The 23,619-nt window shown below is 71.2% G+C and carries 18 protein-coding genes and 2 pseudogenes; 9 read left to right on the top strand and 11 right to left on the bottom strand.

What is annotated here, in order from left to right; translation table 11 throughout:
- Positions 1-70: 70 nt before the first annotated feature.
- On the bottom strand, positions 71-1,561 hold the full coding sequence (locus ACWGDX_RS05430) for a PstS family phosphate ABC transporter substrate-binding protein (protein ID WP_453622505.1): 1,491 nt from the start codon (positions 1,559-1,561) through the stop codon (positions 71-73).
- Positions 1,562-1,759: 198 nt separating this feature from the next.
- Complete coding sequence (locus ACWGDX_RS05425; protein WP_453622503.1) at positions 1,760-2,791, bottom strand: hypothetical protein; 1,032 nt, start codon at positions 2,789-2,791, stop codon at positions 1,760-1,762.
- A 216-nt stretch (positions 2,792-3,007) separates the two neighbouring features.
- Between ACWGDX_RS05425 and ACWGDX_RS05420 the strand changes: the two genes are divergently transcribed.
- Complete coding sequence (locus tag ACWGDX_RS05420) at positions 3,008-3,664, top strand: TetR/AcrR family transcriptional regulator (RefSeq protein WP_453622502.1); 657 nt, start codon at positions 3,008-3,010, stop codon at positions 3,662-3,664.
- Positions 3,665-3,700: 36 nt separating this feature from the next.
- Here ACWGDX_RS05420 and ACWGDX_RS05415 read toward each other — a convergent pair.
- The 4 genes and pseudogenes from ACWGDX_RS05415 to ACWGDX_RS05400 form a co-directional block, all read right to left on the bottom strand.
- Positions 3,701-3,820 (bottom strand): annotated as a pseudogene (locus ACWGDX_RS05415) (Clp protease N-terminal domain-containing protein); the annotation flags it as partial.
- A gap of 85 nt (positions 3,821-3,905) precedes the next feature.
- Positions 3,906-5,993 (bottom strand): SpoIIE family protein phosphatase, encoded by a 2,088-nt coding sequence (locus tag ACWGDX_RS05410; RefSeq protein WP_453622500.1) that lies wholly within the window; start codon positions 5,991-5,993, stop codon positions 3,906-3,908.
- Positions 5,994-6,484: 491 nt separating this feature from the next.
- Entirely contained in the window at positions 6,485-6,916 is a 432-nt protein-coding gene (locus ACWGDX_RS05405; RefSeq protein ID WP_453622498.1) for a PPOX class F420-dependent oxidoreductase, read from the bottom strand.
- 141 nt (positions 6,917-7,057) lie between these two features.
- Entirely contained in the window at positions 7,058-7,669 is a 612-nt protein-coding gene (locus ACWGDX_RS05400; RefSeq protein ID WP_453622496.1) for a TetR/AcrR family transcriptional regulator, read from the bottom strand.
- A 60-nt stretch (positions 7,670-7,729) separates the two neighbouring features.
- On the opposite strand from ACWGDX_RS05400, the gene ACWGDX_RS05395 reads away from it, so the two are divergent.
- Positions 7,730-8,680 (top strand): NADP-dependent oxidoreductase, encoded by a 951-nt coding sequence (locus ACWGDX_RS05395; protein WP_453622494.1) that lies wholly within the window; start codon positions 7,730-7,732, stop codon positions 8,678-8,680.
- Between the two features lie 363 nt (positions 8,681-9,043).
- Here ACWGDX_RS05395 and ACWGDX_RS05390 read toward each other — a convergent pair whose 3' ends face one another.
- Complete coding sequence (locus ACWGDX_RS05390) at positions 9,044-9,493, bottom strand: hypothetical protein (RefSeq protein ID WP_453622492.1); 450 nt, start codon at positions 9,491-9,493, stop codon at positions 9,044-9,046.
- Between the two features lie 160 nt (positions 9,494-9,653).
- Between ACWGDX_RS05390 and ACWGDX_RS05385 the strand changes: the two genes are divergently transcribed.
- Positions 9,654-14,465 (top strand): HAD-IC family P-type ATPase, encoded by a 4,812-nt coding sequence (locus ACWGDX_RS05385; RefSeq protein ID WP_453622491.1) that lies wholly within the window; start codon positions 9,654-9,656, stop codon positions 14,463-14,465.
- Positions 14,466-14,530: 65 nt separating this feature from the next.
- On the opposite strand, the gene ACWGDX_RS05380 is transcribed toward ACWGDX_RS05385, so the two are convergent.
- Both ACWGDX_RS05380 and ACWGDX_RS05375 read right to left on the bottom strand, forming a co-directional pair.
- On the bottom strand, positions 14,531-16,276 hold the full coding sequence (locus tag ACWGDX_RS05380; RefSeq protein WP_453622489.1) for an MOSC domain-containing protein: 1,746 nt from the start codon (positions 16,274-16,276) through the stop codon (positions 14,531-14,533).
- A gap of 329 nt (positions 16,277-16,605) precedes the next feature.
- Positions 16,606-17,121 (bottom strand): TetR/AcrR family transcriptional regulator, encoded by a 516-nt coding sequence (locus ACWGDX_RS05375; protein WP_453622487.1) that lies wholly within the window; start codon positions 17,119-17,121, stop codon positions 16,606-16,608.
- A 203-nt stretch (positions 17,122-17,324) separates the two neighbouring features.
- Here ACWGDX_RS05375 and ACWGDX_RS05370 point away from each other — a divergent pair, with 203 nt between their 5' ends.
- The 3 genes from ACWGDX_RS05370 (at position 17,325) to ACWGDX_RS05360 (ending at position 19,853) form a co-directional block, all read left to right on the top strand.
- Complete coding sequence (locus ACWGDX_RS05370) at positions 17,325-17,789, top strand: nuclear transport factor 2 family protein (protein ID WP_453622485.1); 465 nt, start codon at positions 17,325-17,327, stop codon at positions 17,787-17,789.
- Positions 17,790-17,944: 155 nt separating this feature from the next.
- Positions 17,945-18,403, top strand: coding sequence for a MarR family winged helix-turn-helix transcriptional regulator (locus ACWGDX_RS05365; RefSeq protein WP_453622483.1), 459 nt, complete (start codon positions 17,945-17,947; stop codon positions 18,401-18,403).
- 64 nt (positions 18,404-18,467) lie between these two features.
- Positions 18,468-19,853 carry an MFS transporter gene (locus ACWGDX_RS05360; protein ID WP_453622553.1) on the top strand — a complete coding sequence of 462 codons (1,386 nt, stop codon included), beginning with the start codon at positions 18,468-18,470 and terminating at the stop codon, positions 19,851-19,853.
- Here the strand turns inward: ACWGDX_RS05360 and ACWGDX_RS05355 are convergent.
- A pseudogene (locus ACWGDX_RS05355) lies at positions 19,742-20,116 on the bottom strand (S8 family serine peptidase); the annotation flags it as partial. The gene ACWGDX_RS05360 and the pseudogene ACWGDX_RS05355 sit on opposite strands and share 112 nt — an antisense overlap.
- A 310-nt stretch (positions 20,117-20,426) precedes the next feature.
- On the opposite strand from ACWGDX_RS05355, the gene ACWGDX_RS05350 reads away from it, so the two are divergent.
- On the top strand, positions 20,427-21,761 hold the full coding sequence (locus ACWGDX_RS05350; protein ID WP_453622481.1) for an MFS transporter: 1,335 nt from the start codon (positions 20,427-20,429) through the stop codon (positions 21,759-21,761).
- A gap of 75 nt (positions 21,762-21,836) precedes the next feature.
- Here ACWGDX_RS05350 and ACWGDX_RS05345 read toward each other — a convergent pair whose 3' ends face one another.
- Positions 21,837-22,343 carry a hypothetical protein gene (locus ACWGDX_RS05345; protein ID WP_453622479.1) on the bottom strand — a complete coding sequence of 169 codons (507 nt, stop codon included), beginning with the start codon at positions 22,341-22,343 and terminating at the stop codon, positions 21,837-21,839.
- 276 nt (positions 22,344-22,619) lie between these two features.
- Here ACWGDX_RS05345 and ACWGDX_RS05340 point away from each other — a divergent pair, with 276 nt between their 5' ends.
- Both ACWGDX_RS05340 and ACWGDX_RS05335 read left to right on the top strand, forming a co-directional pair.
- Entirely contained in the window at positions 22,620-23,375 is a 756-nt protein-coding gene (locus tag ACWGDX_RS05340) for a class I SAM-dependent methyltransferase (RefSeq protein ID WP_453622477.1), read from the top strand.
- Complete coding sequence (locus tag ACWGDX_RS05335) at positions 23,372-23,578, top strand: hypothetical protein (RefSeq protein ID WP_453622475.1); 207 nt, start codon at positions 23,372-23,374, stop codon at positions 23,576-23,578. The genes ACWGDX_RS05340 and ACWGDX_RS05335 overlap by 4 nt, the downstream gene beginning before the upstream one ends.
- The last annotated feature ends 41 nt before the right edge of the window (positions 23,579-23,619 follow it).

Here is a 23,619-nt window from a genome sequence, read left to right as displayed (position 1 = left end):
GCCCCCCTCCGCCCACAGACCTCACCGCGGACCTCACCACGGGCGACAGTGCGCGGGGGCGGGGGCGGGGTCAGCCGTCCGTACACTCGCCGGCGAGTTTCGTGCCGTCCAGGTCGGAGCAGCCGATGAAGCCGTGGCCGCGGAGCTGGGCCGTCACGGGATCGCTGGTCAGGAACTCCAGATAGTTGGCGGTGAGCCCGGCCGGTTCTCCCGCGGTATACAGATACTCGGTCGCGACGAACGGATAGTTTCCGCTCAGAGCGTCTTCGCGGATCGGCTCGTACGTGTTGACCGGTATGGTCCCGACGTTGGGAAAGAAGGGCAAGGCGTCGGCTTCCGCGTAACCGATCGCGTTCGGCGTGCTGTTGACGTATTCGAGCAGGTCCATCGTGGTCTTCGCGTTGCACGCGGTCGTCACGCCCGGACTGCCGCATTCCGGCGGAGCTTTCGTTGCCGGGGAACCGTCGTCCAGAAACGCGCTTTCAAAAGCCGCGCGGGTCCCGGAATCACCGGAGCGGCCGACCGGCAGGAACGCGGGGTCCCGACCACCGAAGATCGTCCTCAGCTCCGCCGTGGTCAGCCCGTCCTCGAACAGATGTGGCTGACTGGCCTCCAGTTCATGGTTGGCCACCACGGCGAACACGACCACGCCGGCCGCGCGCCGGTTCAGGCCCTCTTCGTCGGTCTGGTCAGAAGGCCGCCCGTCGGACATGGCGATCGTCGAGGTGTCCTTGCTCAGGCGCAGGTCGGCGAGGCCGTTTCCGCTGCCGTTGGCCACGACCCTGATGGTCGCGTTCGGGCAACTCTGCTCGTAGGCGTTCTTGACCTGGGTGGCGACCGGTGCGAAAGCGGTGGACCCCTTGATGCTGAGGCTTCCGTGCGTACAGGTGGCCTCCGGGCTGAGCGCGCGGTTGGCCAGCCAGACTCCACCGGAGATACCGATCAGGAGGGCCATCACGGTCCCCGCCGCGGTGAACTGGTACAGGCGGGAGCGCTTGGCCCGCTGGACGATCCGGCCACCGCGTATGATCCCGCCCGATCTGACGCCGCTGCCGGAACCGACGAGGAGGATCAGGAGCTTGAAGCCGTCCTGCCGGTTGAGCGGCAGGGCGGGCAGCACGATCCGTGAGGCGTCGTCGGGCGGAAGTGTGTCGGTGCTGCGCTCGATGAGATTGTGCAGGTCGTCGGAGTCACGCACTTTGAAGTGCACCACTTCCCGCCCGGGAAAGGTGAAGCGCAGCGGGACGGCGACATGGCTTTCGTCGATGTCCTGGCCGCCGGAGTTCAGTACGTCGAGTACGACGAGACTGCCGTCCTCGATCTCCCTGCCCTGCGAGTGGATCTCCCACATGTTGAGGTCGTTCGGGGGTGCCGGGCCCCGGTTGATCGGCTCGTCGAACAGGACGCTCCAGCCGATCTGGCGGCGCCGCCGGACCGCGGTGACCAACAGGCCTATCGCGCCGGTGATCAACGCACATGTCAGTGTGGTGAGCGCGCCACGGCTGTCGATCATCGAGTTGAGATCGCTCAGTATCCCCGACGCATGCGTGATGGAGCTCATGGCTTCCCCCCGGCCTGGACCCGACTCACGTGTGAGGACGCATTGTTGAGGCCGCGTGGGATCGACACACAAAGAGGATGTGAACAACGCGCCAACGGGGCGCCATCAACGACCGACGACGCCTCGCCCACGCGGCGCGCTGTCCCGCACGCGCGGGCGAGGTGGAGCCCGGGACCGGTGAGTTCGTGACCGGACCGGTCAGCCGCGGTAGCGGTCCGCCAGAGCGGCGAACGCGGCCTTGGGCTCCCACGGCATGTCCGGATAGGTGGTACCGGGTCGGTCTTCGAGGACTTTGACCACGCCATAGCTGGCCATGTCGAAGTCTTCGCGAGGGGTGCCGCCGCGGTGCGGCAGGTCGTAGCGGGCGAAGGTGTTCACGAACGCGGTGTCGACGCCCTCGTCCTCGAAGATGTCCAGCACTTCGCACAGATACGTGGCCTGCTCCTCCTCGTCGCGGATGTAGTCCCCGTCCAGACGGACCGGTCTGCCGTCGTCACCCCATTCGACGATCCCGTCGCCGCGGCCTCCCTTGTCGGCCGAGCCGCGATGGCTGGTGCAGCCGAACTCGGTGATCGCGACGGGCTTTCCCTGGGCCTTCCCCTGCGCGACGAAGGCACGGATGCTGTCGCGGAACCGGTCGGCCATCCCGGCCGAGCGATAGCCGGCGTCGGTCGATATGGCATCGAAGGGAGTCCAGTCGACGCCCTCGAACGGCAGCGAGGCGTAGCTGACGCTTCCCCCGAACCGCTCGCGGACCGTACGGACGGCCGTGTCCAGGAAGTCGTTGATACGGGTGGGGAGTTCGGCCATCAGCTCACGCGGACGACCCGGGGCGGTGAGCACGGCGGCTCTGTCCAGGAACGTATCGCCGGGCAGGAAGCCGACGGTGAACAGGCTCAGTTCGGAACCGGTCAGGAACACGACCTCGGCGCCCCGCCCACGCAGTCGCTCGGCTCGCTCGGCGCAGTCGGCGAGGAAGGCGAGCTGTTCGTCGACCGTGAGGTCGCAGGTGAACGGGGAGAACCACACCGCCAGTCCGGCGTCGGCTGCGTGGCCGGCGGCGATCTCCAGCCTTTCGGCATCACCTCCGGTGACACGCACCGCGGTGCAGTGCAAGTCGTCGCGGATCACGCGCATTTCGCGCTCCACGGTCTCAGGGTCGAAGGGTTCGCGGGTGCTCACTCCCGCGTTGACGAAGCCGGTGTCGTATGTGATGCCGTTACCTCGCATGTGCCATGCCCTTTCGCGTCGCCGGGTCCCGGTGCCGTTCGGCGCTGTAGGTCCTGTTCGGTGGTGGTCGGTACCGGTCGGTACTGCTCGGTACTGGTCGTGCTTCAGCGCGCGGGCCGACACCGGAAGGATCAACCCGGAATAGGGTACTCAACGTACCCTATAAGGCGAGCAGGGTTCGCACGTCACAGCGCCCGCCCGGTACGGTCGGCACTCATGACGGGAGATCACACGGCCGACAGCCCGGCCGAGCGGCCACGCTCCGCTCCGACGAGGCGGCGTGGAGCCGAGCTGGAACGCGCGATCCTCCGGGCCGCGGCCGACGAACTCGTCGAGTCCGGCTATCCCGGACTCACCATGGACAAGGTCGCCAAGCGCGCCGGCACCAACAAGAACGCGATCTACCGCCGCTGGCCACATCGCGCCGCGCTCGGTATCGCCGCGTACCGGGAACTGACCACCACCGAGGTACAACTCCCCGACACCGGAGAGCTGCGGGGCGACGCGCTGGAACTGCTGCGGCGCGCCAATCGCACCTGGAACTCACCGTACGGCGAGATCCTCCGCGGTCTGCTGTCGAGCGTCGGCGACGACCCCGAGCTGCTGGCGCGGCTGCGCGAGCGCTCCGGCGACGCGGGAAGCGGCATGTGGCTGACCGTCCTGGGCCGCGCCGTGGCCCGCGGGGAGGCCCCACCCGAATGCCTCGACCCGAGGGTCGCCACGGTGGCCGTCGTGCTTCTGCGCAATGAATACGTGGTCCGGGGCGTTCCCGCCGCGCCCGATGACGTCCTCGTCGACATCATCGACGAGGTATACCTGCCGCTGATCCGCGGACGCGGCCGACCCGACACCGAGCCGACCGCCGACCACTGATCGCCGACCGCTGATCGCTGATCGAGTCCGGAAGGTGTGGTCCGCGGCGATGACCGCGTCGGACAGTTGCCCAACAGCGTCGGAGTGGACTTTCTTGATGGCCTCGATCAGATCGTCGAGCCGGACCGGATGCGCCACGCGGACAGGATTCGTCATGCGCCAGCCTCAGGTTGACACGCAGGTACCGTCAACCCAAGGTTGACATGCCGACTGAGCCGTCCTCGTACCGCACCCGCCACCGTCAATCGTCGCGCTTGTCCAGCCTCATGAGCAGGAGGGCGATGTCGTCGCCGCCCCGGGAGGACTGCCGGGTCTGCCCGGCATCCCGGACAAGGGACTTCGCCAGCGCGTCCAGCGGGCCCGGGTCCGCTTCCGCCAGCCGGGCGGCGAGTTCGGCGATGGTCGTGTCCAGATCGGTGCCGGGCACTTCGACGAGACCGTCGGTGTAGAGGGCGAGCACGGCGCCGGGGGGCAGCGGGACATCGGCGGTCCGGTACTCGGCCTCCGGCTCGATACCGAGGAGCAGCCCGGTCGGTATGTCCAGGATCTCCGTACGGCCGCCGGGGCCGCACAGCACGGGGGGCAGGTGGCCGGCGGCCGCGAGACGTGCCCGGTGGTGCAGCAGGTCGAGGTGGACGTAGAGACAGCTCGTGAAGAGACTGGAACTCAGGTCGATCAGCAGCCGGTTGGTGCGCGCGAGCACCTCGTCCGGAGGGGCCCCCGCGGTGGCGTGGGTGTGGACGGCGGTACGGACCTGCCCCATGAGCGCGGCGGCATTCACATTGTGGCCCTGTACATCACCGATGACGGCGGCGGCCGAGGTGTCGTCGAGGCGGATGAGGTCGTAGAAGTCGCCGCCTATGTCCATGCCACGGGTCGCCGGGAGATAGCGGGCCGCGACCTCCAGACCGGGGACACGCGGCAGGTCGTGCGGCAGCAGAGCGGCCTGGAGGCCCCGCGCGACCTGGTTCTCGGTGTCGTAGAGACGGGCCCGCTCCAGCGCCTGCGCGATCACTCCCGCCAGCGAGGTGAGACCGGCGCGCTCGTCCGGTGAGAAGGGGTGCGGCTGGTCGTAGCCCAGGACGCAGCAGCCGATCGTACGTCCGGACGCGAACAGCGGCAGATAGGCGAAAGCGGCCATGTCCGCGTACAGCTCGATGTGCGGATAGGTACGGCGGAGTTCCTCGGCGTTCGCGTGGAACGCGGGAACCCCGGTCTCGATGGCACGCACGCTGGCGGCCTTCGCGGTCAGAGGAAGGCCGTCGAAGCTGTCCGCGACTCCCGGCGGGAAGCCGCGGGCGCCGATGACCTGGAGTCTTCCCTCGTCGGCGGTGAGCACCGCCAGGCCCTGGACGTTGATGACGGGCATGATCTGATTGGTGACCGCCTCGGCCACGTCCTTGACCCCGACGGCCTCGGTGAGGGCCGAGGACAGATGAAGCAGATGGAAGAGGGCACCCGGGCGGGCCTGCGCCGTGGGCGGCGGGGTCAGGAAGGGCTCGCGGTCCTCGGTGGGTGCCTCGGTGGGCGTGATACGTACGCTGATGCCGGTGGCGTCGGGGTGGAGGGTGAAGGCCAGCCAGTGGTCGGAGGGCCGCAGGGCGATGAAGGACGTGGGGAGACGGCTGAACAGCGCCGCCAGATAGGAATTCTCGTAGATCGGGTCGTTCAGCCAGGGCAGGGCTTCCCAGGGCCGGGCTCCCAGCAGGTCGTTGCCACCCAGCAATTCGGCGGCCTTGCCGTTGAGGAACGTGATGTGGCCGTCGAGGTCCAGGGCGCACATACCTTCCGGGAAGCGCTCCGTGAGCTCGGCTCCGGGCTGTTCGTGCCGGGTGGGCGGTGGATCCACGGTGCGCAGCTCCGTGGGCCGCATCGGACGCCCCTCATCCGCGGCCAGCCGCAGGAGGCGGCTGATCCGGCGGCGCCCCTCGTCGATCGCCCGCGCTTCCCGGCGGGAGAGCCCGGGAGCGTGCGTACCGGGCCACAGCTGGAGCACGGCGCCCCAGCAGGTGGTCCCGGATGTCAGGGGCACGACGCTCATGGCGACCTGGTAGGGCAACGCGAGAGCCGTACGGGGAAAGCGGCGGGCCAGCTCCGAATGGCCGGCCACCCACACCGGTCGGCGCTCGCGCGCCACCTCGGCCACCGGGACCGGCGCGGCCAGTGCCACCCGGGACCATGGCGCGGCCACCTTCCTGGACACCCCGGTCACCGCGACCATGCGCAGTACCTCGTCCTCCGGCACCAGCAGATACACGGCGCCGATGTGCGCGCCGGTGGCCCGTACCAACTCCGCCAGGGCGTCATCCACCTCTGCCGCGGTGCACATTCCGTACTCCCCCACGCCTACGCCGTCCCGCGTGACACGCGAGGGACGGAAGGAAGGGAGCGCCGTCGTCGGCGGATGCGCTGTGCGGCGGCCGTACGGTCGCGCCGGGCCCCCGGCGCCCCCGGTGCCCTCGGTTCCGAGCGCGATCGCGACCACGATTCCGACGGCGATTCCGACCGTGTGCGGGACGATGTGCGGCGCCGCGGGCCACCGTCCGTTTTCCCCAGGGGGACAGCGGTCCGGCCAGATCGAACATCGCACATATGTGGACGATAGCCCCCGAATGGAGTAGTGACATCTGGGCGTCCGAACAGGACCTCGTCAGCGGCGGCCGACGACGTCTCCCCCTGCGGGGCGGCCGTCACACAGGGGCACTTCCACCGTGTGGACGGGGCGATCGCTCATGGCGGTACTCCCCTACTCGGGAGCCGAAGATCGTTTTACCTGCCTGTCGGTCCTTCCTCCCGTCCGTCGGTCCGTCCGGTCGTCCGTCAACTGAGCTTGGTGCCGTATACGTGGTCGACCGTCAGCGTGATCAGCACTCTCCGGTCGGACACCATGACCGACCGGTACTCGTCCCAGTCCGGGTGCTCGCCGGCGGCGGCGCGGTAGTAGTCCACCAGCGCCTCGGCCTCGGGACCGTGCGGGTCGGTTCCCGGCCCGGTGAGTGTGACCGTGCCCTCGGCGGTGGCCCATGCCCGGCCGTCCGGGCTGGTCACCTCCAGCGCGGCTCGCGGGTCCCGGCGCAGGTTGGCGATCTTGGCGGTCCCTTCGGTCGTCGACACCCGGATGACGCCGGCGGTCCGGTCGTATGCCGGCGTGACGGGAGAGAGCTGGGGACGGCCGTCGGACTTGATCGTCGCGAGCACGCCGAGTCGACTCCGCGCGAGCAGCGCGTGCGGGTCGAAGAGTGTGTCTGCCATGACGACCCCAACCCGTAACCGGATGCCGCCTATTCCTGGTCTTCGGATCGGCGGTCCGGGGTCTTCGGATCCGAGGGGGGTGAGGCCGACTGCGGAGGTTGACGACGCCTCGCGCCGTACCCCTACCGTCCGGGTGTACCCCTACCGTCTGGAGAGAGGCAGCCGGACGGCCGGAGGAAGCGGCGCCGGGACGGGGTGCGCCTGGAACGACTGGATCATCAGGGCCGCGAAGCGGCGCGACGCCGCCACCCGCATCTCGGGTGACTCGGCGCGGATGCCTTCGTTCGCCATCAGCGCCAGGCTGATGTCCTCCAGTACGAAATCCCCCCGCAAGGGACCCGCCTCCTTCGCGCGCCGTACCAGTTCGAGCAGCAGACGCAGGGTGCGATCGCGGTCCGCGGCGAAGTCGACCGCCTGGGGGAGCTGCGAGGTGAAGGCACGGGCGAAGCCCCGGTCGAGGGCGTGCACCTCCATGAGCCGCTCGATCACCAGGCGGAACCCGCTCCACGGGTCGTCCGCCGCCAGGCCCTCCTCCACGATCGCCGAGCACGAGGCCATCTGCTCGGCAAAGGCCTCGGTCAGCAGCGCTTCCTTGGTCTGGAAGTGCCGGTAGACGGTCGCGACACCGACCTCGGCGCGCCGGGCGATCTCCCGGATCGGCACATCGAGACCCTCGGCGGCGAAGGCCGCGCGAGCGACCACGAGGATGCGCTCGCGATTGTCGCGGGCGTCCGAGCGGAGCTTCGTTATCACTTGGGCCGTCACCTCTCTCACTTTAGCCAAACGGACGGGGTGCTCCGTTACGGTCCGGGCATGAGAGCGATTCAGTTCAGTGAGTACGGCCCGCCCAGCGTTGTGCATGTCGCCGAGGTGGCGGCGCCGCACGCGGGACCGGGCGAGATCCGCGTCGCCGTACGGGCCTCCGGGATCTCCCCCGGGGAGATACGCATCCGCTCCGGGGAAATGCGTGAGGTGGTGCCCCTGACGTTCCCGTACCGGACCGGATTCGACGCCGCGGGCGTGGTGGACGAGGTCGGCGACGGCGTCACGGGCGTGAGCGTCGGCGACGAGGTGTTCGGCATGACCGACTCGGCCGCGCGCGGTGCCAACGCCGACTTCGCGGTGCTGGCCGCCTGGGCGCCCAGACCGGCCGCGTGGAGCTGGGAGGAGGCGGGCGGCGCCGCGGGCAGCGCCGAGACGGCCACCCGGGTCCTCGACCGGCTCGCGGTCGGCGCCGGACACACCGTGCTCGTACAAGGCGCGGCCGGTGGGGTGGGCACGGTCGCCGTCCAGCTCGCGGTCGCCCGCGGTGCCACCGTCATCGGTACGGCGAGCGAGCGCAACCACGACTTCCTGCGTTCCCTCGGCGCGGTGCCGACGACGTACGGAACGGGGCTCGCCGAACGGATCCGCGCGCTGGCACCGGACGGAGTGGACGCGGTGTTCGACTGCGCAGGAGGTGCGCTGCCGGACCTCGTCGCCATCGCCGGTGACACCGCGCGCGTGGTGACGATCGCCGATGTCACCGCTGCGGCCCACGGCGTACACATGTCGCACGGAGTGCCGTCCGACGACACCGGCACGACCGTGGGAGCCTCCGCCGACCCGCTGGCGTTGCACGGCCTCGCGATCGCGGTCACGCTCGCCGGCGAGGGCCGGCTGCGGGTGCCGGTCGCGGCCGCGTTCCCGCTCACCGAGGCCGTGGCGGCGCACGAACTGAGCGAAAGCCGCCACGCCCGCGGAAAGATCGTGCTGGTCAACTGATCGGACGCCTGCGGCCGGTCGTGACGACGGGCGCCCGGGGCCGGTCATTCGGACGCCCGGGGCCGGTCCGCGGGCCCGACATCACCGGACCGCGGGCCCTGTACCCGTACCGCACTCGTACCCGTACCGCGAACGCTACGGCCCACCGCTACGGCCTGGCAGTGCGGACGGGCGGCTCCGCGACGCGCGGGTCAGCCGTGCCGGCCCGACGCGCGGGTCAGCCGCGCGGGTCAGCCGTGCCGGTCCGACGCGCGGGTCAGCCGCGCCGGTCCGACCGCGCGGGTGCCTCAGCGCGCTCGGGCAAGCGCGCCGCCGGGGCATACACGCCGCTGAGGCGTACGCGGAGGCATACGCGCCACGCCGTCACGCCTTCGCGGTCCCCTTCTTGGCCGCTCCCCTCGCGCCGCCTCCGCTCCGCCGGGCCGCCGTCGACGTCGCGGCGCCCTTCCGGGGCTCCTCGGCGCCGTTCCCGGTGTGCCCCTTGCCGTCGCCCTCGCCGCGACGGCCGCCGCGGGCGACCACGGCCGCGGCCCCTATGGCCACCGCGACCGGCCAGTCGACCGCCCCGAGAATCGCGAGCGCCCCCAGGCCGCCGTAGAAGACGAGCCGCTTGGGCGGAGGCATCGGCGGCGACAGCTTCGCGCCCGCGGCGCGGGCGTTGGCGGTGATGTCACCCGCCGTGAGGTACGGGATGGGCAGATCCGCGTGGAGGGTGTGCATCCGAAGGCCGCCGTCATGCCCGTTCTCGGACGTCCGCTCCGCTCCGTCGCTCCCGTGTCCGTCTGTGTGCCGTGTCCTGGTGGCGTCTGCCATGTGGATCGCCTCCTTGATTTTTTGTCCCTTTTATACTACTTTTTGACCCTCCTGCCTGCCGTGCGGGCCGTCTGCCGACGGTCGGCGGCACGGCGTTTTTCTGTGCCGACCGCCCCGCCTCGGGCGTCCGGGCCGATCAGCTGAAGATGGACGGTGAGCTGTGGGAATCCCCGGACTCGGCAAACTCGGAGCGGTCGCGCGACCCGCCATGGGACTGCTGGACTCACTGGTCGAACCCCTGGTGTCCCGTGTGACCTCCTGCGCACACGCACGCGTACGGATGTTCGACGGTGGGCGCGCTCATCTGGCGGTGCGCGGACTGCGGGGCTCGAAGGGCCCCAAGGTCGCCGAGGACCTGGAGCGACTCCTGACCGAGATGCCCGGTGTGCGATGGGCCGCGGTGAACGCCGTCCTGCAGAGTGTGGTCGTCGCCCTGGAGGGTCCTACGGACGACGAGGCGACCGTACGCGGGCTGCTCGAAATCGTCGAAGGCGTCGAAGAGGCATACGACACGGCCCATGGACCGATGCCGCTCCACCCGGCCTCCGCCGAACCGGCCGGCCGCGCCGTCTGGGCCATGGCGACCCAGGCCGCGGCGCTGCCGCTGGCGGTCGTCGGCCGCCTGACGCAAAGCTCTCCCCTGCCGCTGGAGCTGGCCTCGCTGGTCACCATCGTCGAGACGCAGCCGCGTCTGCGCCGTGTGGTCGCGCAGGTGGTGGGAGACCGGAACACCGCGGTGGTACTCGCCACGTTGAACGCGGCCGCCCAGGGGAGCGCGGGCGGATTCCTCGGTCTCGCGGTCGACGGCGTACGGCATGCCCTGAGTACGGCGGAACTCAAAGCCCAACGCGCCGCCTGGACCGGCGCGGAGCCGGACCTCACCGGTACGCCCCAGCTGGCGCGGGCGGAGCTCCGCTGCCCCGCGCCGCGTCCCGTTCCGCTGCGGCCGGGCCCCGTCGAACGGTACGCCGACACCGCCGCCGTCATCGCGGGCCTGACCTTCGCCGGGGCGCTGGCGGTGACCAGGCGTACGAGCAGCGCGGCGGGTGCCTCGCTCGCGGCCATCCCCAAGGCTCCCGGGCTGGCCCGGGAGGGCTTCGCCTGCGCTCTCGGCCGCGCCCTCGCCCACAGGGGCACCGTGGTCCATGACCCGGAGGCCCTGCGCCGGCTCGACCGTGTCCGCACCGTCGTCCTCGACACCGCCGCCCTGACCACCGGCGCCCATGTACTCGCCGATCTCATCCCGCTCGACGGGGCGTCCGCCGGGGATCTCGCCGCCACGGCCCACCGGCTCTTCCAGCCGCGCCACCCCGAACGCCTCAGCCGGAGCGGAGGCGAAAGTGACGGAGACTGCGAGAGCGAGAGTGACGGCGAGGGCGGGACCCAGGGCGGGACTCAGGGCGCGGGCGCGAACCAGGAACGGAGCGGCCGGGAGTCCGGCACGGATCAGGAGCGGAACGGCGGCGGACGCCCCACGGGGTCTCCCGCGTCTCCCGCGTCTCCCGCACGGGCGAAGGACACGGAGTGGTCCCTCGGCCCGCTGGACCGGCTCGCCCTGCGCGGCCGGACCGGAGTCCGGGCACGGGAGCGTCTGGAGCGTGAGGGCGCCGCGTATGTACTGGGTCTGGCGCGGGGCGACCGGCTGATGGCGGTGGTCAGTGTCGTCCCGGAGGTCCATGAAGCCGCCGAGAGACTGGTGGGCGCCGCGCGGCGGGCCGGACTGCGGGTGCTGGCGACGACCGGTGGCACGCCGACCGTCGTTCCGGGGGCCGACGGCACCGTACCCGGCGGCGAGAGACTGGCCGCGTCCGTGCGCGAACAGCAGGCCGACGGCACCGGAGTCCTCGTGGTGTCCCGGGACCGCGAGACCCTGGACGCCGCGGACGTCGGCATCGGGATCGCCGGGGCCGAGGGACGGCCGGCCTGGGGCGCCCATCTCTACGCCGCGGACCCCGGCGAAGCCGTGGTCGTGGTCGAGGCGTGCGGTGTCGCCCGCCGGGTCGCCCGCCGTGGGGTGTGGCTGGCCAAGGGCGCCTCGGGACTCGGCAGCACGATGACACTGGCCGGGCAGGCCGGACAGCCCGGGACGCTCAGTCTGGCGGCCGTCAACTGGTCCGCGGCGCTCGGCATGGCCTACGGCACGTGGTCCGCGGTCGAACTCCTGCGCCGCCCACCGGACCACGGGGCGTCCCGGCAGCCCTGGCACTCGATGCCGCCGGAGACCGTACTGGCCAGAACGACGAGCCACGAGAACGGTCTGACCGAGCGTCAGGCGCTCGACCGTGCCGAACGGTCCGGCGAGCACGTGCCGAGGACCACCTCGCTCCCCCGTGCCGTCATCACCGAACTGGCCAACCCGCTCACCCCCGTTCTGGTGGGCGGCGCCGCCCTCTCCGCGGCGGTCGGCGGTGTTCTCGACGCGGTCATCGTCCTCGCCGTCACCGGACTGTCCGGTCTCATCGGCGGCACCCAGCGCCATATCACCGACAGGGCGGTGCGCCGGCTGCACCAGCGGTCCGCGGTACGGGCCCGTGCGGTACGGGACGGCGAGGAGCACGAGGTGGCCGCCGAGGAACTGGTCGTGGGAGACATCGTCGTCCTCGGCTCCGGTGATGTCGTGCCCGCCGACTGCCGGCTGCTGGACAGTCATGGGCTGGAGGCCGACGAGTCGGCGCTGACCGGCGAGTCGCTGCCGGTCGGCAAGGCGGTCGATCCGGTGCTCGCCGCCGATGTGGCGGACCGTACGTCCATGCTGTACGAGGGCACCACCGTGGCGGCCGGACGCGCCCGTGCCGTCGTCGTGGCGACCGGCGGGGCCACCGAGGCCGGGCGCGGCGCCACCGCGGGCCGGGGCGCCCGGCCCGCGGTGGGTGTCGAACACCGGCTCGCGCGGATCACCAGGACCACCCTGCCCCTGGCGCTCGGCTCGGCGGGCGCGGTGATGGCCGCGGGGCTGCTGCGCGGCCGGCCCGCCCGCGAGACCGTGGGCGCGGGTGTCGGCCTCGCCGTGGCGAGTGTGCCCGAAGGGCTGCCGTTCCTGGTCTCCGCCGCTCAACTCGCCGCCGCCCGGCGGCTCTCCACGCTGGGCGTGCTGGTGCGTGATCCGCGCACCATCGAGGCCGCGGGCCGCGCCGACGTGCTGTGCTTCGACAAGACCGGCACCCTCACCCACGGACGGATCGAACTCGCCCTGGTGGTCGCGCGGGGTGACGGCGGCGAGGGAGGCGCGGACGGCGAGGACGTGGGCCGGCCGCCGGACCGTCTCGACACCCGTCAACAGGCCGTACTGGCAGCCGCGTTACGAGCCACCCCGCGCCCGCGCGACAACCGCAAGCTGGAGCACTTCACCGATCGCGCCGTGATGTCCGGTGCCGAACTGGCCGGTCTCACCCGTACCGACGGGGCACCCGGCTGGCAACGCACCGCGGGCCTGCCGTTCGAGCCCAGCCGTGGCTTCCACGCCACGCAGGCCCAGAGCGGCGGGCGCCGGCTGCTGTCGGTCAAGGGCGCCCCGGAGCGGGTGATCGAGCTCTGCGCCATGGACCGCGAGGCGAAGGACGCGCTCCTCATCCGCAGCGAGAAGCTGGCCGCCGAGGGCCACCGGGTACTGGCGGTCGCGGAGTCGTCCGACGAAGGCGGTGACCCGCTCACCGACGCCTCCGTGAACGGCCTCGGCTTCCTCGGTTTCCTCCTCCTCAGCGACAAGGTCCGCGGCGGTGCGGCGCGTTCGGTGCGGCAGCTCGCCGAAGCGGGCGTGCACATCGTGATGATCACCGGGGACCATCCGCAGACCGCCGAGTCGATCGCCCGTGAACTCGATGTCGTCGACGGCCGGAGGGTCGTCACCGGGGCGGACCTGGACGCCCTGGACGACGAGGCGCTGGACGCGCTGCTGCCGCAGGTGGGCGTCGTCGCCCGGGGCACCCCCACCCACAAGGTGCGGGTCGTCAAGGCGTTCCAGCGGCTCGGCCGTACGGTCGCGATGACCGGCGACGGCGCCAACGACGCGCCCGCCATCCGGCTCGCCGATGTCGGTATCGCCCTCGGCGCCCGTGCCACCCCGGCCGCCCGAGCCGCGGCGGACCTGGTCGTCACGGACGACCGGCTGGAGACCATCCTGGCCGCGCTGGTCGAGGGCCGCGCGATGTGGGCGTCCGTACGGCAGGCGCTGGCCATCCTCCTGGGCGGCAATCTCGGCGAGATCGGCTTCACGGTCCTCGGCGCCACCGTCGGCGGGGCCTCGCCCCTGACAGCCCGTCAACTCCTGTTGGTCAACCTCTTCACGGACCTCGCGCCCGCCATCGCCGTCGCTCTGCGTCCGCCCGGGGAGGACACCAAGGAGCGTCTCCTCCGCGAGGGTCCGGAATCGTCGCTCGGCACCGCCCTGACCGACGAGATCACCGTACGGGCGATGGCCACCGCGCTCGGAGCCACGGCCGCGTGGATCGCGGCCCGTGCCACGGGGCGTCCCGCCCGCGCCCGGACGGTCGCGCTGGCCGCTCTTGTCGCGACCCAGCTCGGCCAGACCCTTCTGATCGGCTGGCGCAGCCCCGCCGTCCTGGCCGCCGTCGCCGGCTCCATGGCGGGGCTGGCCGCGGTCATCCAGACCCCCGGGGTCAGCCACTTCTTCGGCAGCACCCCGCTCGGTCCGGTCGGCTGGACGATCGCGCTCGGCGCCGCGACGGCGGGCACGGTGGCCGCCGTCTTCCTCCCTCCGGTGGCATGCCACGCCCGGACGGCCCTGGACACGTTCCGGGCCGGGCCGCTCGAACCGGTGCTGGCCGCGCTGAGGGACGCCGAGCACCGGGGAGAGCTGATCGCCCTCGGGCGGCGGCCGAACGGCAAGCCCGAGGCCGGCGGGCCGGCCGCCCGCACCAGTACCCACGACGACACGGGAGGACCATCCACCGGCCCGAAGGACCCGACGCCCGCCCTGCCCCCCGAGACGCCCCTGAGCCCGGCACCGGCCTGACCCGCTCGCCCGCACACACCGGCCGCACGCACCGACCTCACGCGCCGGCCCCCCGATCCATCCGCTCAGAGGTCGACGAGGACCTCGGTGGCGGGCGTGGCACAGCAGATCAGGACGCTGCCGGGCTCGGGCGGTTCGAGCGGCGGGGCGGTGTAGTCGATGTCACCGGAGACGAGAGGGGTGACGCAGGTGTGGCAGACGCCGGTGCGGCAGGACCACCGGGTGGGGATGTCGCATGCCTCGGCGAGTTCGAGCAGGGAGTTGCAGGCCGGTGACCAGGGCACGGAGATGCCGCTGCGGGTGAAGGTGACGAGAGGCCCGGAGCCGGGCGGACCAGGGGGCTGGTGCGGACGTGTGGCCGTCGCGGCCGCGATGCCGGGGGTGACGGGGGACCTCGCTCCGAACAGTTCGGTGTGGATGCCGTCGGGAGGGAGACCGAGCTCCCGCAGGGCCTTGCCGAGGTCGGTCATAAAGGATTCCGGCCCGCACAGATAGACGTCGGCGTCGGCCGGAATCCCCAGGGCGGCCAGGGACTCGGGGACCAAGTGCCCGTATGTGACACGTGTTTGCGGCTCGGCCCCGGCCCGGTCGGGCGGCGCGGTGTAGAAGATGTGCTGGTGGGCGTCGGGCAGTTGGGCCAGGAGACCGCGGGCTTCGACGGCGAAGGCGTGCTGTTCGCGGTCGCGCGCGGTGTGGATCCACCACACCGGCTGCGGGTCACGGTGAGAGGCCAGTCGGTGGAGCATGGCGAGCACAGGGGTGACACCGATGCCGGCGGAGAGCAGCACGACGGGGTTCTTCCCCTCCACGAGCACGAAGTCCCCTCGGGGGCTCGCGACATCCAGCAGCGTCCCCGGGCGCACCTCGGTGTGGAGGTAGGTGCTCACCAGGCCGTGGGCCTCACGCTTGACGCTGATGCGGTAGCTGTCCGTTCCTGGCGCGGAGGACAGTGAGTAGCTGCGCACCGGAGCGGGCGAAGGGCCGTCGGTGACACGGATCGCCAGATACTGGCCCGGTTGGGCCGCGGGCAGTGGCCGCCCGTCGGTGGGTTCGAGATGGAACGAGGAAACGGCGGGGGTCTCGGGGACGATACGGGCGACGCTCATCGGTTTGAACCCGGGCCATCCGGCGGTCTCCTTGTCGGGCCGCGCCGGGGCCGCTGGGTGGTCGCCGGCTTCCACCAGCTCGTGGAAGGACTGCCGCCAGCCGGGGCTCAGGGCCGGGATGGACAGTGCGGTGCGCAGCTTCGCCGGGTCGCGGCCGGGCAGGTAGAGCAGGGCGTCGGTGTCGGCGACGCTGAGCGCCCCAGGACCGGTCCGGGTACGGATAATCTCGTCACCGGCCCGCACCCGGCCTTCGGTGATGACACGGAGATAGAAGCCGGGGCGGTGGTGGGCGACGAGCAGGGAGGCCATGGCAGGCAGGCCCAGGCGCATCCCGACCCGGTAGCAGGTGACACGCGGCTGGGTCACTTCGAACTCGGCCTCGCCCATCCGGTAGCGGTCACCGATGCACACCTCGTCGTCGGGGAGCCCGTCGACGGTGAAATTCTCGCCGAAGTGGCCGAACCGCAAGTCGTCACGTTCGAGGTGCTCACGCCAGTACCGGTAGGACTCCAGTTGGTACACGAGCACGGCCCGGTTCTCTCCGCCGTGTCCTGCCAGATCACCCTGTCCGTCGCCGTCGATGTTCAGCCGCCGCACCATCCGGGGGCCTTGGACGGGCTCCTTCCATGCACCCGTGTGGACGGTCCTGCCCTGCCAGGAAACGTCCCTTGGCATACCGACATTCACCGAAAGTAGCGTCGCCATCGCGCGTCTCCTGAGTGGACGGGGGCCGGAAACCAGCCGCTCATCGTGCCCGGAGCGGTCCACCTGGAATTCGAGGGTAGTCCTCCGCCCTGCCTCCGGCGTTCCCGATCATGAACGTCCGTACACCGGACGGGTCCGTGCACCGGACGCACGCCTGACCCATTTCCCGCGCGCCGATGTGCGGACGGACGCCCTGACACCGAGCGACAGGATCACCCGGCACAAGGATTACCTGGCACAAGGAGGCGGCGGCCGGCTCACCGGCGTGAGTCCCGGGGTGCCCGGAACACACGGGCGGACAGGGCCGCGAAGAGGGCCGCGGACAGGGCCTATGTCCACCAGGCCGGAGCGGCGGCGCTCACGGCTTCGACCAGTTCGTCGCGGCTGACGCCGTCGTCCGACAGCCAGGCCCTGAGCGCACCGGCGAAGCCGTGCGCGAGGAACTGCGCCACGATCCGGTGGCTGACCCCCTCGGGCGGAGCGTGGCCCGAGGTGCGCATGAAGGCGAGGCCGTAGTCGGTGAAGTGCTCGGTCAACGCGTCGTAGACACCGTGGTCCGCGGAATCGTGCCGCGCGTGGCGGTAGATCTCGCGATAGCGCTCGACGTGGTCGACGATGTCCCCGGTGGCCAGACGCAGATTGACATCGGGGGGCACCGTGCCCGCCGACCGTCGTTCCTCGTCCTCGGCGCGTCTGGCCCGCAGGTCCGCGCGGAGCACCCGGGTGAGGACATCCAGCGGCGTCGCGTAGCGGTTGTAGAACGTGGCGCGGCTGACACCCGCCGCCTCGGCCAGCTCCGAGACGCTGATCCGGGAAATGGGCCGGGTGGACGCGAGTGTGATCACGGCTTCCTCCGTGGCGCGCTCTGTCCGGGTAATCCGTGGGTCCACCATGCGCGCGTCTCTCCTCCTGCGGTCAGCGGGGGTCATCGTGCCATGTCGGGCGCCGCGGACGGGGCGGTACGCGTACAGTATTGGACACCTGTCAAATAGTTGCCGGCGGACCGCTCGGCCACGGGCCGCCGCCTTTCGCTCCCCGAGGAGACGCCATGGGCATCCACACCGCCATATCCGAGCAAGAAGCCGCGGACCGCCTCGCCCTGCGCGAGCTCGTGGACGCGTACGCGCACCGCGCGGACAGCCGGGACGCCGAGGGCCAGATGGCGCTTTTCACGAAGGACACGCGCTTTGCCGTCCACATGGACAGCCGCTCCCCCGAACCGACGCAGGAACTGCACGGCCGCGACGCGCTCGCGCCGGTCTTCGAGAATCTGAACACCTACGAGACCACGACTCACTTCAACGGGCAGTCCACAGTGACCGTCGACGGCGACAGCGCCACCGGCGAGACCTACTGCCTGGCGCATCACATCTGGGAAGTGGAGGGGCGGCGCACCCTGATGACCGCCTCCATCCGCTACCTCGACACCTTCGTCAAGGCCGACGGCCAGTGGCTCTTCGCCGAACGGAAGCTGATGGTCGACTGGACCGAGACCAGGCCCTCCACGCCGTGACGGGCCCTTCACGCCGATACGGGCCGTCGACGCCGTGACGGGCCGTCGGGAACGCCGCCGCGGCCGGCGCGACGAGCAGTCCCAGTCGCACAGATATCAGTTGTACAGATAAAACTGTACAACTCAAGCTGCGGGTTCTAGTCTGGAACGTGTGAATGAGAGCCCGCGTGAATGAGAGCCCGCGCCTGTCGCCCTCGGCGGTTCAGGCTTCGCGAGAGGTCCGTACGGTCATCAGCCGTCTGCGGCGCCGCATCCTGAACGCCGCCGAAGCCGAGGACATCACCCTTGGGCAGGAGTCCGTTCTGGCCCGTCTGTCCGGCGAGCAGGGCGTCACGGCCAGTGAACTCGCTTCTGCCGAGGGAGTGCGCCACCAGTCGATGACGGCGACGGTCGCGTCGCTGACCGCCTTGGGGCTGGTGGAACGGCGGCCCGACCCCGATGACGGGCGCCGTCTGCTGATCGCGCTGACCGCCGAGGGGCACCGGCGGGTGGAGGAGGGGCGGCAGGCCAGGCAGGAATGGCTTGCCGGTGAGTTGCAGGAGAAGTGCACGGAAGAGGAACGGCGGGCCGTGATCGCCGCCATGGCGGTACTGGAGCGCCTCACCCGTGACTGATCGGAGCACAGAGGCGCGAGGCGGGACGGCGACGGCGGGCTTCGACCGGCGGCTGCTGCCGCCGATGATGCTGGGCTCGGTCCTGAACCCGATCAACTCGACGATCATCGCCGTCACGCTCGTACCCATCGGCGACGCGCTGGGTGCGCCGCCCTCGCAGACCGCGTGGCTGGTCTCGGCCCTCTATCTGGCCACTGCTCTCGGGCAGCCCGTCATGGGCCGGCTCATCGACATCTTCGGGCCGCGCAGGCTGTTCCTCGTCAGCACGAGCCTGGTCGGGGTCGCCGGTGTCGTCGGCACCCTGGCGCCGGATCTGGGGGTGCTGATCGCCTCGCGGGTGCTGCTCGGGTTCGGCACCTGCGCCGGGTATCCCGCCGCGATGGCACTGCTGCGCGGCGAGGCCAGGCGCACCGGGCAGAACAGTCCCGGCGGGGTGCTGACCGCTCTGGCCGTCGCCAATCAGACCATCGCCGTGATCGGCCCTCTGCTGGGCGGTCTGCTTATCGGGCTGGGCGGCTGGCGCGCCACCTTCGCGCTGAATGTGCCGCTGGCCGTCGTGGCCGTGCTGCTGGGGCTGCTCCGGCTGCCCAAGGAGGCCGGTGCGGAGGTGTCCCCGCGGCGTGGGCGTCTCGCCGCCCGGCTCGACCTGCCCGGCATGGCGCTGTTCGCCGCGATGCTCGTCTCGCTCCTGCTGTTCCTGATGAACCCGCATCCGCGGGACTGGTACCTGCTGGTGACCGCCGCCGCAGCGAGCGCCGCGTTCGCGGCGCGGGAGCTACGGGCCCCCACCCCGTTCATCGACCTGCGGGTGCTGGGCGGCAACACCCCGCTGCTGGTCACCTACGGGCGCGCGCTGGTCGCCTACGTCGTCGCCTACTCCTTCCTCTACGGGTTCACCCAGTGGACGGAGGAGGGCTTCGGGCTCTCGCCCTTCCACGCCGGGCTGGTGCAGATCCCCATGTTCCTGGTGGCCATCGGGGTCTCGGTCGTCTCCGGGCGGCGCGAGGGCGTACGCGGCAAGCTGCTCGTCGGCGCTCTCGGGCAGATCGTCGCCTGTGCGGTGATGCTGAGGCTCACCGGGGGCAGTCCCGTGTGGACGCTGGTTCTCGTCGCCCTGATCTTCGGCGTCCCGCAGGGGCTGAACAACCTGGCCCTGCAGAACTCCGTCTACTTCCAGGCCGATCCCGAGCGCACCGCCTCCTCGGCCGGTCTGCTGCGCACCTTCGCCTACGTCGGCTCGATGGTCGCCTCCTCCGCGACGGCCGCCTCCTTCGGACAGCGCGCGGACACCGGCGGCCTGCACCACCTCGCCTGGATCATGCTCGGCGCCGGTGTGCTCTACCTTCTGCTGACCGTCTTCGACCGCGCTCTCGGCCGCACTCCCGACCACGCTCCCGGCCGCACTCCCGGCCACGCGACAGACGGGGACGCCCCGGCCGGCACTTCGTAGGCGCAGGGGCCGTTCAGAACAGCACGTCTAGAACTGGAGCGCCCGTTCTCGAACTTCGGACCGGGCGGGGTGACCGTGCCGCCGGGCACATTGAGCAGACGGTTCGGCGAACCGCTGCCGGGGTTGGAGACAACACCGCTGCCGGCCAGGGAGACCAGGCCCGAGGAGACCTGGGCCGGTGTGGCCGTCGGGTTGGCAGCCAGGTACAGCGCCGCGGCGCCCGCCACATGCGGGGTCGCCATCGACGTAGGCGAGTAACTGGAGGCGTTCAGGCCGTCGTTGCCGGCGCACTGGATCCGGCCCTCCCGCTGCTGGGGGGGGCCGCGCTCGCGGGGAGCGCGGAGACGGCGCCGGGCACGACGTCCACGCCGCCCATACGCTTCCCCGACGGCCCGGACCCGCACGCGGTCCGGTCGCCGAAGACGTATGCGTGATCGCCCGGCCCTCTTGTCCGTCGGTAGTACCTGCTTACCGGCGACCACACGGCCGATAACAGCCGGTAGCGCGATGATTTCGTAGAGTGCTCGATGTGCGCCGTTGACCACCCCGGTCACCGACCGTGACAGTGCCTGTGTGATCGACGACACTCTGTCCCCCGCACCTTCCCCCACACCTACAGGGCCCGCCGCCGCCGGTCCGCAAACCCAGGAGAGTCCGCTCCGGGTGGCCGTGGCGAGCTTCATCGGCAACACCATCGAGCTCTACGACTTCTTCATCTACGGCATGGCGGCGGCGCTGGTCCTGGACGACGTCTTCTTCCCCAACCTCTCCCCCCTCAACGCCACGCTCGCGTCGTTCTCCACGTACGCGGTCGCCTTTCTGGCTCGCCCGATCGGCTCAATCGTCTTCGGCCATTTCGGCGACCGCGTCGGCCGTAAATCCGTCCTGGTCGCCTCGCTGCTGCTCATGGGTCTGTCCACGGCGCTGGTGGGACTGCTCCCCGGCTACGCCACCCTGGGGTCCTGGGCACCTGTGCTGCTCGTCCTGCTCCGCTTCCTCCAGGGAATCGGGATCGGCGGCGAGTGGGGCGGCGCGGTGCTCCTCGCCGTGGAACACGCGCCCCGCGGGCGGCGCGGGCTGTACGCGGCGTTCCCCCAACTCGGCCCGCCCGTCGGCTTCTCCGCCGCCACCGGCGTCTTCTGGCTGATGTCCGCGTCGCTCGACGAGGCGGCCTTCGCGAGCTGGGGATGGCGCGTCCCGTTCCTGCTGTCCTTCCTGCTGGTCGCCGTCGGACTGGTCGTACGGCTGAAGATCAGCGAGACCCCGGTCTTCGCGCGGTCCGTGGCCGAACGGACGGCGAGCAGGGCGCCCTTGACGGAACTCGTCCGGTGCCATCCGCGCGAACTGCTGCTCGGCGCGGGCGCCATGGCCGTCGTCTACACGCTCTTCTACGCGTCGATGACCTACGGCCTGTCGTACACCACGGCATCCCTGGGCGTGCCGCGCAATACGATGCTGGCGCTGTCCCTGGTCGCCTGCCTCTTCCTCGCGACCGCCATCTGGCTCTCCGCCACCCGCTCCGACACGGACGGCCGGCGGAAACTGGTGCTGACGGGCTGCGGACTGGCCGCGGTCTGGGCCCTGCTGCTGTTCCCGCTGCTCACCACCGGGCGCCCGGTGGTGATGGCGGTGGCCATGGGCGGCGCGCTGTTCTGTGTGGGCGTGATCTCCGGCCCGATGGGCGCGTATCTGCCGGAGCTGTTCCCCGCCCGCGTCCGCTACTCGGGCGCGTCACTCGCGTACAACCTGGGCGGCGTCCTGGGCGGCGCGGTCTCCCCCCTGGTCGTGCCGCGCCTCCAGTCCGGCTTCGGCTCGGCGTCGGTGGGCTGGTACGTCTGCACGATGGCCGTGGTCTCGCTGCTGTGCGTGCGGGCGCTCCCGGAGACGAAGGAACGCGAACTCGTCTAGGCCCTGTCCGGTCCGCCCTGACCAGGCAGTTCAAGGTCCGTCCAAGGATCACCGAAGGTGAGCCGCCCATCGTGGTCAACCCAGGCACCGTACGCAGCTCGCACGAGGAGAGAAGATGGGCGTGCCGACAGTGGGAACGATGCCGATCGAACGGAAGTTCGCCATCGGTGTGGCGGCGCTGTGCGTCGGCAGCTGGGCGGCCGGTGCGCAGACGCGGTATCTCGGTACGCGCCGGCGGATGGCGGCGTTCTCCACGATGCCCCGCGCCGACGGCCGTGTGGTCGAGGTCGACCACCGGCGTCCGCCGGGCGCCGAATTCGGCGTGATCTTCTTCAACGGCCTCGGCCTTCCGCCCCCAAGGTCCTCTTCGACGCGCTCCAGGTCATCGTCAAGGCGGCCAACGAGTCGTCCGCGGACATGGGCCGTATCGTCGCCGGCCCCGGCTACTGAATCCTTCAGCACCATCTGACCAGCAGGATCCCGCACGAGCCGGGCGCCGACCACACCCAGTTCATGCTGTTGCGGGCGCACCCCGAGCGCGGGCGACAGCACGCGGTGGAGCCCCTGTTCGCCTCCGAGCACATCCCGCCGCGCTCCCCGCTGCCGACGGCCTCGTCCCCGGCAGCGACAGCGGCCGCGGCCGCAGCCACGATCACGAGCGGAACCCCCAGCCGAGCTCGCCGCTCTCGCGACGGGGATGCCGGCGGCGATCATCGCCGACTACGTGGACCGCGACAACTACTGACGTCCGGCTCCGGCGGCCGAGCCGAGTGACGCCGGACCCCCGTGGGCGGGACCGCGGGCGGCTGCCCCAGCCTCCCGCCGCGGGAGTGTCCCTTCCACAGAAACGGAGAACCCATGTCGATCGCGGATATCGGCTACGGCAGGCAGTTCGGCGGCTGGTACGACCGTATCTTCCAGAGCGGCGCCGTCACACGGGCCACCGTCGACGCCATGGCCGGGTTCCACCCTGACCCGGCCTGGGGCACGCTGGAGTTCGGCGTCGGAACCGGCCGGATCGCGCTGCCCCTGTCGCACCGCGTCGGCGCGGTCACCGGTGTGGACTCCTCGCGGGAGATGCTGGCCGTTCTGGAGACGAAGGCCGACGAGGGCGAGGTGACCGCCGAACTCGGCGACATCCGGACCTACCGCGGCGACCGGCGGTACGGTCTCGTCTACTGCGTCTGCTCCACGCTCTCGCTGATCCTCGACCCCGAGGGCCAGCGGGAGACCATCGCCCGCGCGGCCGAACATCTGCGGCCCGGCGGCAGACTGCTGATCGAGACCCACAACCGTCCCGGCATCGTGGCCCTGCACCAAGGTCTGGCGCGTACCACGATGTTCGTGCCCTACCCGGAGCCGGACACCGGTATCCAAATGCACGCCACGCTCCTAGGGGACAACCGGATCTGGCAGGTGTCGACCATCCTGTTCGAGGCGGACGGCACACACCGCATCGGCACCGAGACCGCGCGTCTGCTCACGCCCGACGAGGTCGATGTCTACGCCCGGGACTCCGGACTGCGGCCCGAGGGTCACTACAGCGACTGGCAGCGGACCGACTATGTTCCCGCGACCGGTCTGTTCGTCGCGTCCTACGTCAAGCCGGCATGAACCTCCGGGAGACGGTCCGCCGCCACCGGGTCCTGCTGATCTCCGGCATGACCATGGGCATGGCCGGCGCCGCGGCCAAGCTCGCCCGGCCGTGGATGCTGGCCCGGCTGATCGAAGCCGTGGCCCTGGACAGGCCGATCGTCCAGGCCCTGTCCGGCCGATCACGTTCATCGCGGTGTTGTTCCTCGCGGACGCGGCGCTGAGCACCGGACACGCCTACGCGATCGGCCGGGCGGGCCACTGC

Source organism: Streptomyces sp. NPDC055025 (assembly GCF_053608565.1).
Note: the sequence above shows the minus strand (reverse complement) of the source record. Positions and strands in the feature narration are given on the sequence as shown.

What these genes read in the sequence shown, in the direction of transcription:
- ACWGDX_RS05430 (WP_453622505.1), bottom strand. Translation starts at nt 1,561, where the DNA reads ATGAGCTCCATCACGCATGCGTCGGGGATACTGAGCGATCTCAACTCG.
- ACWGDX_RS05425 (WP_453622503.1), bottom strand. Translation starts at nt 2,791, where the DNA reads ATGCGAGGTAACGGCATCACATACGACACCGGCTTCGTCAACGCGGGA.
- ACWGDX_RS05420 (WP_453622502.1), top strand. Translation starts at nt 3,008, where the DNA reads ATGACGGGAGATCACACGGCCGACAGCCCGGCCGAGCGGCCACGCTCC.
- ACWGDX_RS05410 (WP_453622500.1), bottom strand. Translation starts at nt 5,993, where the DNA reads ATGTGCACCGCGGCAGAGGTGGATGACGCCCTGGCGGAGTTGGTACGG.
- ACWGDX_RS05405 (WP_453622498.1), bottom strand. Translation starts at nt 6,916, where the DNA reads ATGGCAGACACACTCTTCGACCCGCACGCGCTGCTCGCGCGGAGTCGA.
- ACWGDX_RS05395 (WP_453622494.1), top strand. Translation starts at nt 7,730, where the DNA reads ATGAGAGCGATTCAGTTCAGTGAGTACGGCCCGCCCAGCGTTGTGCAT.
- ACWGDX_RS05390 (WP_453622492.1), bottom strand. Translation starts at nt 9,493, where the DNA reads ATGGCAGACGCCACCAGGACACGGCACACAGACGGACACGGGAGCGAC.
- ACWGDX_RS05380 (WP_453622489.1), bottom strand. Translation starts at nt 16,276, where the DNA reads ATGGCGACGCTACTTTCGGTGAATGTCGGTATGCCAAGGGACGTTTCC.
- ACWGDX_RS05370 (WP_453622485.1), top strand. Translation starts at nt 17,325, where the DNA reads ATGGGCATCCACACCGCCATATCCGAGCAAGAAGCCGCGGACCGCCTC.
- ACWGDX_RS05365 (WP_453622483.1), top strand. Translation starts at nt 17,945, where the DNA reads ATGAGAGCCCGCGTGAATGAGAGCCCGCGCCTGTCGCCCTCGGCGGTT.
- ACWGDX_RS05360 (WP_453622553.1), top strand. Translation starts at nt 18,468, where the DNA reads ATGATGCTGGGCTCGGTCCTGAACCCGATCAACTCGACGATCATCGCC.
- ACWGDX_RS05340 (WP_453622477.1), top strand. Translation starts at nt 22,620, where the DNA reads ATGTCGATCGCGGATATCGGCTACGGCAGGCAGTTCGGCGGCTGGTAC.
- ACWGDX_RS05335 (WP_453622475.1), top strand. Translation starts at nt 23,372, where the DNA reads ATGAACCTCCGGGAGACGGTCCGCCGCCACCGGGTCCTGCTGATCTCC.